The 14,009-nt window shown below is 49.0% G+C and carries 14 protein-coding genes and 1 pseudogene; 8 read left to right on the plus strand and 7 right to left on the minus strand.

Annotated elements, in window-relative coordinates; translation table 11 throughout:
- A pseudogene (locus ACN4EK_RS30895) lies at positions 1–357 on the plus strand (hypothetical protein); the annotation flags it as partial.
- Positions 358–373: 16 nt separating this feature from the next.
- On the opposite strand, the gene ACN4EK_RS30900 reads toward ACN4EK_RS30895, so the two are convergent.
- Together ACN4EK_RS30900 and xth are read right to left on the minus strand one after the other, a co-directional pair.
- Entirely contained in the window at positions 374–1,261 is an 888-nt protein-coding gene (locus ACN4EK_RS30900) for an SDR family oxidoreductase (protein ID WP_431662282.1), read from the minus strand.
- A gap of 52 nt (positions 1,262–1,313) precedes the next feature.
- Entirely contained in the window at positions 1,314–2,111 is a 798-nt protein-coding gene (gene xth / locus ACN4EK_RS30905) for an exodeoxyribonuclease III (RefSeq protein ID WP_431662283.1), read from the minus strand.
- A gap of 147 nt (positions 2,112–2,258) precedes the next feature.
- Here xth and truB point away from each other — a divergent pair, with 147 nt between their 5' ends.
- The gene (truB, locus tag ACN4EK_RS30910; RefSeq protein WP_431662284.1) at positions 2,259–3,161 is read left to right on the plus strand and encodes a tRNA pseudouridine(55) synthase TruB; all 903 of its coding nucleotides are present in this window, start codon (positions 2,259–2,261) and stop codon (positions 3,159–3,161) included.
- Positions 3,162–3,425: 264 nt separating this feature from the next.
- Here truB and ebsA read toward each other — a convergent pair whose 3' ends face one another.
- Positions 3,426–3,803, minus strand: coding sequence for a type IV pilus biogenesis protein EbsA (gene ebsA / locus ACN4EK_RS30915; RefSeq protein WP_431662285.1), 378 nt, complete (start codon positions 3,801–3,803; stop codon positions 3,426–3,428).
- A gap of 422 nt (positions 3,804–4,225) precedes the next feature.
- Between ebsA and ACN4EK_RS30920 the strand changes: the two genes are divergently transcribed.
- Positions 4,226–5,209: a radical SAM protein gene (locus ACN4EK_RS30920; RefSeq protein ID WP_431662286.1), complete on the plus strand. Its 984-nt coding sequence runs from the start codon at positions 4,226–4,228 to the stop codon at positions 5,207–5,209.
- Positions 5,154–6,644, plus strand: a complete 1,491-nt coding sequence (locus ACN4EK_RS30925; RefSeq protein WP_431662287.1) for a glycosyltransferase family 2 protein — start codon at positions 5,154–5,156, stop codon at positions 6,642–6,644. Before ACN4EK_RS30920 ends, ACN4EK_RS30925 begins: the two co-directional genes overlap by 56 nt.
- A 66-nt stretch (positions 6,645–6,710) precedes the next feature.
- On the opposite strand, the gene ACN4EK_RS30930 is transcribed toward ACN4EK_RS30925, so the two are convergent.
- Positions 6,711–7,580, minus strand: coding sequence for a phosphatidate cytidylyltransferase (locus ACN4EK_RS30930; RefSeq protein WP_431662288.1), 870 nt, complete (start codon positions 7,578–7,580; stop codon positions 6,711–6,713).
- A gap of 309 nt (positions 7,581–7,889) precedes the next feature.
- Here ACN4EK_RS30930 and ACN4EK_RS30935 point away from each other — a divergent pair, with 309 nt between their 5' ends.
- Positions 7,890–8,069, plus strand: coding sequence for a hypothetical protein (locus ACN4EK_RS30935; RefSeq protein WP_431662289.1), 180 nt, complete (start codon positions 7,890–7,892; stop codon positions 8,067–8,069).
- 105 nt (positions 8,070–8,174) lie between these two features.
- Complete coding sequence (gene ychF, locus ACN4EK_RS30940; RefSeq protein WP_431662290.1) at positions 8,175–9,266, plus strand: redox-regulated ATPase YchF; 1,092 nt, start codon at positions 8,175–8,177, stop codon at positions 9,264–9,266.
- Between the two features lie 120 nt (positions 9,267–9,386).
- Here ychF and ACN4EK_RS30945 read toward each other — a convergent pair whose 3' ends face one another.
- Both ACN4EK_RS30945 and ACN4EK_RS30950 read right to left on the minus strand, forming a co-directional pair.
- Entirely contained in the window at positions 9,387–9,578 is a 192-nt protein-coding gene (locus ACN4EK_RS30945) for a chlorophyll a/b-binding protein (protein ID WP_431662291.1), read from the minus strand.
- 2 nt (positions 9,579–9,580) lie between these two features.
- On the minus strand, positions 9,581–10,618 hold the full coding sequence (locus ACN4EK_RS30950) for a succinate dehydrogenase/fumarate reductase iron-sulfur subunit (RefSeq protein ID WP_431662292.1): 1,038 nt from the start codon (positions 10,616–10,618) through the stop codon (positions 9,581–9,583).
- Positions 10,619–11,260: 642 nt separating this feature from the next.
- Here ACN4EK_RS30950 and ACN4EK_RS30955 point away from each other — a divergent pair.
- The gene (locus ACN4EK_RS30955) at positions 11,261–11,662 is read left to right on the plus strand and encodes an AbrB family transcriptional regulator (protein WP_431662293.1); all 402 of its coding nucleotides are present in this window, start codon (positions 11,261–11,263) and stop codon (positions 11,660–11,662) included.
- 395 nt (positions 11,663–12,057) lie between these two features.
- Entirely contained in the window at positions 12,058–12,894 is an 837-nt protein-coding gene (locus ACN4EK_RS30960) for a CPBP family intramembrane glutamic endopeptidase (RefSeq protein WP_431662294.1), read from the plus strand.
- 42 nt (positions 12,895–12,936) lie between these two features.
- Here ACN4EK_RS30960 and cbiE read toward each other — a convergent pair.
- Positions 12,937–14,009 (minus strand): precorrin-6y C5,15-methyltransferase (decarboxylating) subunit CbiE (cbiE, locus tag ACN4EK_RS30965; protein ID WP_431662295.1); only part of this gene is annotated, 1,073 nt, incomplete at its 5' end.

Below are 14,009 nucleotides of genomic sequence, written 5' to 3' on the forward strand. Positions count from 1 at the left end.
TCGTCGGCAGCGTCAGATGTGTATAAGAGACAGCCACCCGTCCCTCCCACATTTGACCTACCGGAATCCCCGCCGATAGCAGGATTTTGGCAAGATGATCCCGTGACCCAAGCGGCTAAACAACTGGCGGAATTTTTTGCGGGTAAGGTGGTTGATATTGATGACGACGTGGTTGGGGCAGATAGTCCCTTGGCTGGCGATGATTTAAACCTGGAGCCAGAACTGGATGATTTACCGGAAGAGGTGATCGCCTCTGAGCCCAGCCCGGTCAGCCCAGTCCCACCCAGTCCCTTAATTTCTCCCCACCCTATAGCAGAGCCGGATGAGGATGAGGATGAGGATGATATTCCCTTTTAGATTGGCAGCCAGTGGGTTAGATCGATAGATAGCGACGGAGGAAAGTTTCCAGGGTTTCCAATTTCAGGTCGAACACGGTTTCTAGCCGCTCAATCTCCAGGGGTGTACAGAAGAACTCGTTAGCCAGTAAGGTTCGGAAGGTCCCCAGGGATGTTTTCAGGTCTGGTGCGAGGAACCCCAGTACGCCCCTAAATCCATCAAATGCCAACAGTGGCGGATTCATGATGACTGGTTCCCGTTGCAGTACGCGGCTAAAAATTTCGGGAATGTCCTCTCGCTTGAGGATTTCCGGCCCTCCTACGGAAAATACCTGATTCTGAGCTGCTTTAATGGTCACAGAGTTGACGGCAATGCGAGCCAGATCATCAGTGCTGACGATCGACGATCGATTTTGCGGATCACCAATCAATAGATACAATCCAGTCTGCCGAAACCGTTCTGCCAGGGGTAGTAGATTCGAGGCAAAGCCAGAGGGGCGCAGGATGGTGTAGTTTAAGCCACTGGAACGCAGATAGTTCTCGACCGCCCACTTTGCCTTAAACACAGGCGCATCTTCGTAACCTCGATCGGCACCTAAAACGGAAATAAACACAAAATGCTGAACTCCGACGGCTTTTGCCTGATCGATCAGGTCAATATTAGCTTGATAGTCAATTTGTTCGGCATCACCCCCCGATCGCTCGTTTGAACCATGAGCGCTGATAATATATTGCGTTCCCTGGCAGGCTTTTTGGATATCTCGTTCATGTCGCAAATCTCCGATCGCAATCTCGGCTCCCCGGTGTTCTAATTCTCCATATCGGGAGGAGAGCCGCACAAATGCTCTCACAGGAGACTCTCGCTCCCGCAACGATCGCACAATCCGCCGACCCAATCCGCCAGTAGCTCCAGTGACTAAGAACATAATCGTTGATGCTGCGATGGCTGACTCCTAAAACCTAACAAGGAATTGGGGATCAGTGCCAACTGCCTAAAGTCACAATTACGGGAGTGTGGTCACTCGGTTGCTCTAGTTCTCGGGGAGTGCGATCAATCTCACAGGCGATCGCACAGTCGTATAACGCTGGCGTGAGATAGATATGGTCAATTCGCCACCCGGCATTCCGACGAAACGCTCCAGTGCGATAATCCCACCAGCTAAAATGTCCCGCCTCCGGTGTAAATTTACGAAACACATCGGCTAACCCAAGATCGAGTACAGCTTGTTGCAGAGCTAGGCGTTCGGCATCCGTTGCCATGACTTGCTTCTCGCGTCCTTTAGGATCGTGAATATCAATATCTTCCAGGGCAACATTAAAGTCTCCACAGACTAAAACCTGTTCAGATTGTTGTAATAAGGTCGTGAGATAAGCTCGCAGCGCAGTAAACCAACGTAATTTATAGGCATATTTATCGCTACCGATCGCGGAACCATTAGGCACATAGAGATTGACAATCCGAATGCCATTTACTACACCTGTAATTACCCGTTTTTGCTCATCTAAATCTGCAACAGTATCTCCTAAAACAGCAGCGAATCCCCGACTGACTTCACTCATAGCAGTCTGGCTAAAAATCGCTACCCCGTTATAGCTTTTCTGTCCAGAAACTACTGATTGATAGCCCATTTCAGTCAAGGCTGAATCAGGAAATAACTCATCGACAACTTTCGTTTCTTGAACGCAAAGAATATCGACGGGATTCGCTGTTAGCCAATTTTTGACATGCTCTAGACGGGTGCGAATTGAGTTAACATTCCAGGTGGCAATTTTCATCACAATTAGGGACGATCGCTAAACCTATTGAGAATACCACTATTACCTCACTTTCGGTAAACAGTCGCTAGAGTATCAACAATAGCGAAAAGCTACTTTTCACCACGCTGGTATAATTAATAGCAGCATGACTTCAAAAGGTATTGTGTGGACGGATTTCTTAATTTAAATAAACCCGCAGGCTTTACATCCCATGATTGTGTGGCTAAAGTTCGGCGGTTATTCAAACTCAAACGAGTTGGACATGCCGGAACCCTGGATCCAGCGGCTACTGGTGTGTTACCGATCGCGCTAGGAAAAGCTACCCGTCTACTGCAATACTTACCCTCAGATAAGGCATATCAAGCCACTATTCAACTGGGAGTCATTACTACAACGGATGATTTAGAAGGTGAGATTTTAGCGAAGCAGCCTGTTTCAACCACTTTGAATCTGGAAACAGTGACGGCAGCTTTACAAAAATTTCAAGGTAAAATTCAGCAAATTCCGCCTAATTACAGTGCGGTTCAAGTCCAGGGAAAACGATTATATGATCTGGCAAGAACTGGAGCTGAAATTAATGTGCAACCTCGCATGATTGAAGTTTATAAAATAGAACTATTGGACTGGCGATCGGGGGATTTTCCGGAACTGGATCTGGCGATCATCTGTGGTTCTGGTACATATATTCGAGCGATCGCGCGGGATTTAGGTCAGGTCTTAAAAACAGGTGGTACTCTGGCTAAATTACTACGGACTTCTAGTAGTGGCTTTGACCTAAGTAATAGTCTGACTCTAGAAATGCTAGAAGCTCAGATTCAAGCTGGAACATTCCAGAGCATTCCAGCCGAATTTCCATTAACTCATTTACCTGAAATTAACTTACCTGAAAGTGAAGCGAAACGCTGGTGTCAGGGACAACGGATTGCGATCGCAAATAGCAGTCATTTCGTGAACGATGTAGTGCTACGAGTTCAGGACGAAAATCACCAATTTTTAGGCATTGGGCGGTTAACCCATGCCGAGGCAAGCCATGTTCTCCACCCCCAGATGGTATGGATGAATTATTAGGTGGATAGTACTGAAATCACAATCCGAACCGCCCCCAACTCTCAATTCTGAGAACCTTTGAATCCGGTTCCCCAGAATATAGCCGGACGGCAGCGTGGAAGGGGGGCTAGGAGGGCGGCAATTAGGGTAGCTATTTTGACTGTTCAAACAGCCTCTTAATCTTTAGATCAGAGGATGTAAATCCATTGAGAATAAAAAGGTCATTTGTCATGTGTAAATCGCCTGATGCCAATGACTAATGACCAATGATGAATAGAACAGAAATTACTCATCCAACCGCAGTAGCTTGCGATAAAAGGTTTGCGAAAAATCGGTTAGGCGAGACCGCTTGAAGTTCATAATGACTTCAATCAGGAAATCTACAAACTCAAAGTTCGCTAACGTTAACTCATAACTCAACTCAGTATTGCCATCAAATTGGATCCGGCAACGGGTTAAGTCAGCGGGTAACGTTGAGACATTCCAGGTTGCTACAAAGGGAATGCCTTCTCCCCCTTCAATTTTCCGTTTGCCTTCAAATACCCCTTTTTGATAGAGGCTGATGGCATAGGGTAAGAGCGATCGTTTAGCTTGCTGCGGGTAGTAAGGAGTATAAACACCGACCTGCTGATTCGGTGCAGGCTGAAGTTTGTCGATGGACATGTGCTATTTCCTTATAGTTCTGTCGATCGGAAAGGACAAAGGTAGAGTGAACTGAGACGACAACAGGCTGGTGTGGGGAATATACACTTTCCCAGCTAGAAATTCTAGTTGGTGCTTGCATGTTGCTAGTACAAGCGCCATGAGTCTTACCCTGACTGGCGATCGCCGCTTCAAGGGATACCCCGAATCTAGAGCTCTATCAACCTGTTTTGTCCTGATTGTCAGTATTCCCAAAAATGTTGAGAGAGACGCAATCTTGCATTAATCTGCAACACATTGGGTAAAGCTCGTCCACTGCCGGGGCGATCGGCGGATCGAACCTTTCTGAAGACCAATATCAAAAATCTCTCTAAAGATGCCCTTGTTTTACTTTATTGTTAGATTTATTGTGGTTTTTTGAGAAAACTTTACGGTAGAACCCTATGGCACCTCTGGTTGCAAATTATTACCTCACCTACCGCTGTAATGCTCGCTGTCACTTTTGCGATATTTGGGCATTAGAACCAAAACAGGAAGCCGATTTTGCCACCATTCAGCAGAATCTGCGGGATCTCCGTCGCCTCAATGTTAAGTATGTAGATTTCACAGGAGGTGAACCGCTACTACGAACGGATGTCGCTGAGATTTTTGCTGAGGCTAAACGCCAGGGGTTCATGACCAGCATGACCACCAACACCATCCTGTACCCCAAGCGGGCGAAGGAAATGCAAGGGTTGGTCGATTTTCTCAATTTCTCGCTGGATGGTGCGGATGCTGAAACCCACGATCAGTCGAGAGGCGTAAAAATTTTTGATACCTTAGTCGAATCGGTCGAAATTGCTCATGCCCTCGGTGAGTACCCGGTATTGAATCATACGGTTACGGCTCAGAACTACAACCGGATTGGGGAAGTGGCGGAATTAGGGCTAAAGCTGGGGGCACGAATTTGGTTGAATCCCGCTTTCACCGCGCACAGCAACTATAACTCTAAGAAAAACCCGACTCCGGATATGGTGACCGCGATCGAGACGGCTGCCAAACAGTACGACAATCTTGGTTACAATAAAGCTGCACTCGCCTTTATTGAAGCAGGTGGCAACGACACCAATAATCCTCGCTGTAAAGCGGTGGACGCGGTCATTGCGATTTCACCTCATGATGAGTTGCTGCTACCCTGCTACCACTTTGCTCAAACCGGAGTTCCCATTAACGGTCGTCTATACGACCTGTACAAGGAATCAGAAGTTGTTGAAAGCTATCGTCAGTCGCAGGGTAAGCTCTCGGTGTGTGAGGGTTGCACCGTTTGGTGTTATCTGATTCCTAGCTTCTTCAAGGGTTTAGACAAGTATTGGTGGTTAAATCAAGTAACCTATGCCGGAGAGTTCCTTGCCCGGAAACGATTCTTACAACGAGCTAGAACCGCTTAGTGCCCTACTCGCTGACCTGTCTGCTTTGCCTGAGATGGATGACCCCCCGGAGAATAAACCTTATCGCACGGGGAGCCGCCGTCGTCGGGCAGCCGTTGCCTTAGTGGTGATTTGGAGTGGCACGATCGCCCTGCATCTTTCTACCTGGGGTTCCTGGTTCATTCTGGGGCTAACGACGCTGATGGGCATCCATGCGGTGCGGATTTTGTTTGCCCGTCCCCTCCCCCCGCCCGAACCGCTGTCACCCGATGCGGAAGGCAAGTTACCTCAGGTATCCCTGCTGGTGGCGGCAAAAAACGAGGAAGCGGTGATTGGTCGGCTGGTCAAATTGCTGTGCAACCTGGATTACCCCAGCGATTGTTATGAACTTTGGGTGATTGACGATTCCAGTACCGATCAAACGCCCAAAGTGTTAGAACAGTTGACCCAAGAGTACAAACAACTGCGGGTGTTCCATCGTCCGGCGGGAGCGAGTGGGGGTAAATCTGGGGCGTTGAATCAGGTTTTGCCCTTGTTAAAAGGCGACATTATTGGGGTGTTTGATGCCGATGCCCAGGTGCAACCGGATCTCCTGCGGCGCATTCTCCCTCTGTTTCGCCGCGAGACATTAGGAGCAGTTCAGGTTCGCAAAGCGATCGCCAATCCGCCTAGAAATCTGTGGATTCGGGGGCAAATTCTGGAAATGTCCCTGGATGCCTACTTTCAGCAACAACGGATTGCGATCGGGGGGATTGGGGAACTGCGTGGCAATGGTCAATTTGTCCGGCGAACGGCTCTGGAAAGCTGCGGCGGTTGGAATGAAGAAACCATTACCGATGACTTAGATCTAACGATTCGGCTGCATTTACATCGCTGGGATATTGAGTGTACAACGATTCCGGCGGTGCAAGAGGAGGGTGTGACTCAGGCGATCGCCCTGTGGCATCAACGCAATCGCTGGGCAGAAGGGGGCTATCAACGGTATCTGGACTACTGGCAACCGTTGGTGCGGAACCGGATGGGCACTTCCAAAACCCTTGATCTGATCATGTTCTGGATTACCCAATATTTTCTACCCACCGCCGCCATTCCTGACTTACTGATGGCAGTGCTCCGCAATAGTCCGTTAATTTACGGACCGATCGCCAGCCTGACTGTCACCCTCTCAATTTTTGGGATGCTATTTGGAGTGCGACGAGTTCGACGGGCAGAACGAGCGATCGCGGCGACCAGTGCTTCTAAGTCCTTTACGCCGTCTCTACCTCCGGAATCTCGGTTTAGTGTGCTTGCCCATCTGTTTCAGGCACTCTATGGTGTGCTCTATATGTTTCACTGGTTTCCGGTGGTGGCGAGTACGACTGCGCGGATGGCAGTGCGACCCAAGCGCCTGAAGTGGGTCAAGACGGTGCACTATGGTCATGACGAAATCGCGGAACCGCCGATCGCGTCTAACTAACTGCTAAACGGAAGAGTGCGACTTAGTAGGGCGAGCAGGTTGTTCGCCCTATTTTGTTGAAGCCATTCACTGGGGTAGCAGTGGCAGAATCAAGGTGACAAAGTAGAACACCAGTGGAGCCGTAAACACGTAGCTATCCGCTCGATCGAGAATGCCACCATGACCGGGAATCAGTTGACCCGAATCTTTGACCCCAGCATCCCGTTTCATCATGGATTCTGTTAAATCGCCTAATAGGCTGGCCATGCCAATCAGTAAGCCTAGGGCAGCTCCGGTCGCGGGCCAACCCGACCAATCCAAATACCAGGAACCAGAGATTGCCACGGCAATACTCGCTGTAACGCCGAAGACTGCTCCTTCAACCGTCTTTTTGGGACTGATATCTGATAGGCGAGTCCGACCAAAGGATTTACCAAACAGATAGGCGCCAATATCCGCCGCCCAAATACAGAGAAAGGCTAACAGAACAGTGGTTAGCCCCTGCGGGTAAGCACTCAAGTTGAGCCAATCCTGGGGCAAGAAGCCATTGAGCGGTAGGTTACTGACCTCAGCTTGACCGAGCGATCGCAATCTGACCCAGTAGCTCGGCAAATAGCCACCATAAAATAAGCCCATGATGGAGGCGGAAATATCCGCGATCGTGGCGAATTTGGGCTGAAATAATAGATAAAAACAGATGAATGTCCCGGCAACGGGGAAAATCGCATCTGCCAGCGTGGGTGACAAATTGGCAATGATTAATAATGCTTGACTGACTGCCAGGGTGGTTTTAGCGGCTGGAGCGATTCCCTTGGCTCTAGCAAGCTGAAAATACTCTAACTGTCCTAAATAAATAATGATGCCGAAGCCGATCGTGAAATACCAACCGCCTAACACAATCATGGTTAGGGCAACAACGATCGCAACAACTCCACTGAGAATCCGAGTCCAGGGCATAGAACGTAGTTCGCTCAAGATGAAAGATCAGGGCATGATTAACTTCCTAATTAGGTAGTACGCGCAAATCCGGGTTCGCCCCTACCCATAACTCAATTCTGGATCTGATTTAAGCCACGATTCACTGGAAGTTAAATTAACCTTTGGAACACTTTAACGGATTTGACCCCGCTTGGGACGGTTCCCACGGTGAGTTTGCTGGCAATTCATGGATATCAAAGATAACTTCTCTCTCAAGGTCGCTATTTGGACAGATGTCAGCCGGAGTGTGGCTATTTAGGCTGGTAGGGTGATATGCAGTGATTCGCCATGATGATTTACACGCCTGACCCACCCCTACCCACTCCCGATCCTTTACCCAACCCTAACCCGGTGCCTGAACCCGTCCCCGGCCCAGTGCCCGAACCGATTCCCGGTCCTGCTCCCGAACCTGTGCCTGCTCCGATTCCGCAACCCGTCCCGGCACCAATTCCCCAGACAGTTCCCTAGACGATGCCAAATTTGTGAAGCCAAAATTTACAATAGAGGTTGCCATGCACTCCGTCGATCGGGCGGAGTCTTGTTTATTACGGGTCAACCTGAGAGCGGAAATCCATGTTAAGAGCTGGAATTGTTGGACTGCCCAACGTCGGAAAATCAACTTTATTTAATGCCCTGGTGGCGAATGCCAAGGCAACTGCTGCCAACTTCCCGTTCTGCACGATCGAACCGAATACTGGAGTGGTGGCAGTCCCGGATTCGCGCCTACAGGTGTTAGCGGATATCTCCAAGTCGGCTGAAATTATTCCAGCGCGGGTGGAGTTTGTCGATATTGCTGGGTTGGTGAAGGGGGCAAGTAAAGGCGAGGGATTGGGCAACCAGTTTCTTGCCAATATTCGGGAAGTGGACGCGATCGCCCATGTGGTGCGCTGTTTTGAGAATGATGACATTATTCATGTGTCTGGTTCCGTTGATCCGATCCGCGACATTGAAGTGATCAACCTGGAATTGGCATTGGCGGATTTAGGACAGATTGAAAAGCGCCTCGATCGCGCCCGTAAGCAAGCCAGAGGCAACAAAGAAATTCAAATTGAAGTGGAAGCCCTGGAAAAGCTGATGCCCGTTCTGAATGAAGGCAAACCAGCGCGATCGGTCGAACTGAAGGACGAAGAAGAACTGGTGATTAAACCATTGGGGCTACTGACCCGCAAACCGATTATTTATGTCACCAATGTTTCGGAGGATGACCTGGCAACGGGAAATGAGTGGGTGGAGCAGGTTCGCGCGATCGCGGCAACCGAGAATGCTCAGGTTGTGGTGGTTTCTGCCCAAGTGGAGTCGGAACTGATTGATTTACCCGCCGCCGAACAGGGAGATTTTCTAGAGTCCTTAGGGGTGACCGAAGGGGGGCTAAAATCCCTGATTCGTGCCACCTATGAATTGTTGGGTCTGCGTACCTACTTCACCACGGGTCCCAAAGAAACCCGCGCCTGGACGATTCATGCGGGTATGTTAGCGCCCCAAGCGGCTGGGGTGATTCACTCTGATTTTGAGCGCTGTTTTATTCGGGCCGAAACGATCGCCTATGCGGATCTAGTCGCTAATGGTTCTATGAAGGCGGCGAAGGATAAAGGCTTAGTCCGCAGTGAAGGCAAGGAATATGTGGTGGCAGAGGGCGATGTGATGCACTTCCTCACCAGTGCTTAGGAGCTTGGATTAAATAACCTGTAAAACTGTTAACCTCTTTGCCCTCATCCCCAACCCTTCTCCTATGGAGAAGGGCGCTAGAACGCTGATTCCCTCTCCCTGGGGAGAGGGCAGGGTTGGCTACCGTAAGCCTAACCAGGCAAGCAACCCTTGTTTTGTGAGTACCTCAATCAGAATTAATCCCAAAAATCCGAGCATGGCAAAGCGTCCGTTAATTTGCTCGGCATAGGCAGTCCAACCAAAGGCAGGTTCGGGTTGATTAGCGGGTTCAGTCGTGGATGGAGAGGACTTTGGGGTAGTCTTGGTACTCATGATTAACCTCCTACAGGTTCGGGCGTATCTGATGCTAACTCGAACTGAAGGGGCTGATCTAAGCCCTTGACTGACTCAATCAACGATCGCACTGTAGCTGTGCCCTCAGAGGCTTCAAACCGACCGGGAAACTTACGACGGGCAATCATGCGTACCCCTAAGGGAGCTAAGCTGAGAATGCCCCGTAGATCGCGGAAGGAATTGCCAACTACTTTGAGTCCAAACAAGCGTTCGTCAATCCATCCTCCTTGTTTCACCAGTTCAATCAGAACTTTGCGGTGACGTATCGATCGACTGGCTTGGTCGTCTTTGCGCTGCAAAATATAGTTTTTAATTTTGCCGATTTGATCGAGCGGTGCCACTTCCATTGGACAGACGGCATTGCAGTAATAGCAACGCGTACAGCCCCACACACCTGCCGTTCCCTGGTTATAAGCTTCCAGGCGATTTTCAGTTTCGGCATCCCGTGTATCTGCCACCATACGGTAAGCTTTGGCTAAAGCATGGGGCCCCACAAAGGAGGGATCAAATTCTCGGGCATTACATTCGGAATAACAGGCACCACAGAGGATGCAATTGCCACTTTGATTTAATCGCGATCGTTCTTCGGGGGTTTGCAGAAATTCGCGTTCTGGAACCTGCCGAGCGGCGGTACTGACATAGGGATCGATCGCCTTTAAGTTGCGCCAAAAACTTTGCATATCGACGACCAGATCCTTAATGACAGGCATATTGCCCATCGGAGCCACGGTGATTTCCGGTATAGTATCGCTATTTGGCGATGACTGCTCTAGCCGCTTCAGTTCACTACCCACATTTTCTTTACAGGCTAATGCCGATCGTCCATTGATTCGCATTGAACAACTGCCACAAATTGTATTGCGACAATTCTTGCGAAACGCTAATGTCCCATCTTGCTCCCACTTAATCTGGTTCAAACAATCCAAAATGGTATTACTGGGATCAACATCCAGCGCATACGCCTGAATTCTGAGTGCCGTTGTGGGATCTTGCCGAATAACTTTAAAGATAATTTGCATTCTGAATAGGGTTTCTCGTCAAACCTGAAGAAGTGATCAACCTTTAATTCGGGTGCAAAGAAAACTTTGGCAAAAAAGCCTTTTTGTGACTTGACCCCAATAGATCTAGAAAGATGTATAGAGGGTTAGCGAATACTCACTATCAGTCCACCCGAATATCCTGATTCTAACCGACGGCTCCACTGAGAAACATCCGGGCGATCGTCCCCAAGTGAGTATCTACCTTAACGACATTTTGTTACAGTTCGTTCGTTCAGGAGAACGGCTAACCTGACTTTGGAAACTAGCTACGCCATTAATTTCGCTGAATTAAACCCACAACTTTATATTTATTTTAATAATCTTAATAGTAGCCTGCCTGTTGGCGATCGCAGTTTTGGCGTTGCTGTTCGGTCAATCCTGCTTGGTATCGGTGATCCCTGATCATTCCTCTAGCAGACTCACATTCTTCCTGATAGTGATGATTGAGTTGGTGTTGTGATTAACAAGTAATGTGAATTTAGAATCAAAAATACAAATGATAGAATTTCTAGATAGCTAATTGCTAAAATCCAGGAATTTAAGGATATATTTTTAATAATGCTAGGTATATCCTTAAGCGGCTATTCTTCGCCCTGAAGTTTTCAGGATATTTGTAGAGAGATGACTGAAACCCCAACGACTCCATTGACAGGAAAAGCTTTACTTCAAAAAGTAAAAGAACTGTCACACTTACCACGACGAGAAACAGCCAAACGTTGTGGTTACTACACCCTCACAAAGAATAACCAGACTCGTGTTAACCTGACTGATTTTTATGATGCCTTGTTGGTAGCGAAGGGAATTCCCCTGAATCCAGAAGGCACCAAGGATGGACGTGGACGGGAACCAACCTATCGAGTTAGTGTCCATAAGAATGGTCAGATTGTCATCGGGGCTGCTTATACCCAGGCGATGGGATTAAAGCCAGGAGATGAGTTTGAGATCAAACTTGGTTATAAGCACATTCGGTTAATTCAACTGGATGTCGATGATAGCGATGATAATGGCGCTTCATTAGAATAGATCGATTGTTGGCACATTTGCGCTCGCTTCTGAGCGTACATCCCCTATTCACCTCCAGTTCAATTCGTGCTTGTCTGTAGTGCGGCGATCGTCAACCGCGTTAGGTTGTGAAAGAGCGATCTGGCTGGTTCATTCCCCACCTAGAGTGAGCCGATCATCGGTAACGTTGAACTCAAGCAAACTCTTCCGAGCTGAACATCTAAGGAACTCTAAGTGTTCCATCATAGCGCTGTCAAAACCAGGAGATGGGCAGAGCGGTTCCAGGCTGATGACAGCCATAGATTCGTGACAAAATTAAACAGCAGGATGAAAGATGATGAGAAATTTTTATCGAAGAATTTCTCATCATCCCAATCAACTGATCACAGCCCCCATATCTCCTCCCCGAATCACAAATGGCAGTTTTGGGAGCATACTATTTCTTCGCTCACCCCGTTACAGCATTATCGGCTCTCTGGCAAATTGCCTTGTTTTTTGTTGTCTGGGTTCTGATGTGGCTACCGATCGCCATCCCGATAGCAATTGTGATCAAATGGCGACCCTCGCAGGTCTTAACCCTACAGCAAAAATTACCCCTGGTGGCTTCTCTTTATGCGATCGCCCCACTGGTTTTATGGCTGGCGGCTCAGCTAACAGTCGTCCCATTTTCTGCCTATGGCATCACCTGGAATCTGGCATTTTTGCAATCAGTGGGCATAGGATTCTCGATCAGTATTTTGGGATTAATCGCCCTATTTGGATTACAGCAATGGGTTGGTTGGCTAACCTGGAATCCCGATCGTTGGGCTAACCTGCAAGCAGCGCTACTCCCAACTTTATTGTTAGGACTTTGGGTAAGTTTTACGGAGGAACTGATCTTTCGCGGCTTTGTCTTGAATCAGTTACAGCAAGATTATCTACCCTGGTTAGCCGCTGGTTTATCTAGCTTGATCTTTGCCCTGTTACATCTTGTGTGGGAAGGTCGCGCGATCGTCCCTCAACTCCCAGGACTCTGGTTGATGGGTATGGTACTCGTTCTGGCTCGCTGGATCGATCACGGTAGCTTGGGGATTGCCTGTGGACTTCATGCCGGGTGGATTTGGGGCATTGCCAGTTTGGATACGGCTGACATCATTCAATATACGGGGCAGGGCTCCGCATGGCTCACTGGATTAGCTGGCAAGCCACTAGCGGGTGGAATTGGACTCCTTTTGATGCTGCTCACAGGAGGAGTGCTTGCCTTCGCTCAGTAACTCAGTCACCTCCCTATCTTCCTCATTTCCCTATCTCCCTCATCACCGCTCGATGACAACTAACGTGACTGGATTCAAGGGGGCAAAGCGAGTGAGGTTCGCGATCGCGACTGACCGCGAGAGTTGTACCTGGAGTAACTGATGGTTCCAACCAGGGTGCTGATCTAACCAGGATAAAGTTGTCCCTAAATGTTGCAGGGTGGCGAGTGCCAGGACAATCCGACCGTGAGGTGAGAGGCGATCGCCGCAGGTATCCAAAATCGCGGTTAAGTTGCCGCCACTACCACCAATAAAAATGCGATCGGGAGTTGGCAGTGGCTCTAAGACATTTGGAGCAGAGCCATGAATGGCAATCACATTTGATACTTGTAAGCGCTGACAATTTTGCTGAATTAACGTGATGCCAGCCGTTGTTTTTTCGATCGCGTAAACCTGAGAACTTGGACAGAGGCGAGCCATTTCCGCAGAGACGGAACCTGTACCTGCCCCAATGTCCCAAACCACTTGGTTAGGGTGTAGTGCCAGTTCGCCTAACGCCAGAATGCGGACTTCCCGTTTAGTCATCAGTCCAGGGCGATCGCTGAAGCTGAGGAAGTCGCGATCGAGTAATCCCAAAAGTGGCAGTTGGTCTAACGGTGGAGAGGATACAACAGCCGTTTGCCGGAGTAACACCACTACATTTAATGGCGCAAAGGATTGTTCAATCTGCTGATGGTGAGACAGTTCAGTGATGCGTTCGTCGTTGCCACCTAAATTTTCACACACCCAAATTTGATAGCGACTGGGCAAATTAAGGGAATCAACTAACGCTGCGATCGCCGTTGGTGTATTCGTACCATCCGTTAAGACGGCGAGTTGATCACTGCCTTGTTGCAAGGCTTGGATCAGGGCATCGAGCGATCGTCCATGAACGCTAATCAGTCGCGCCTCTTGCCAGGGTCGTTTCAACCGACTAAAGGCGAGTTGGACTGAACTGAGATGGGGATGGAAAGTGAGTTGTGCAGCCGGAAAGTGAGCCAAAAGTAAGCGTCCCAGTCCAAAGAAGAGGGGATCGCCGGAGGTGAGGAGGATGATGAGGGGAGGGGGAGATGCGGGGCTGTCTCTTATACACATCT

The sequence above is a fragment of the Pantanalinema rosaneae CENA516 genome (assembly GCF_050753385.1).
GTDB lineage: Bacteria > Cyanobacteriota > Cyanobacteriia > Leptolyngbyales > Leptolyngbyaceae > Pantanalinema > Pantanalinema rosaneae.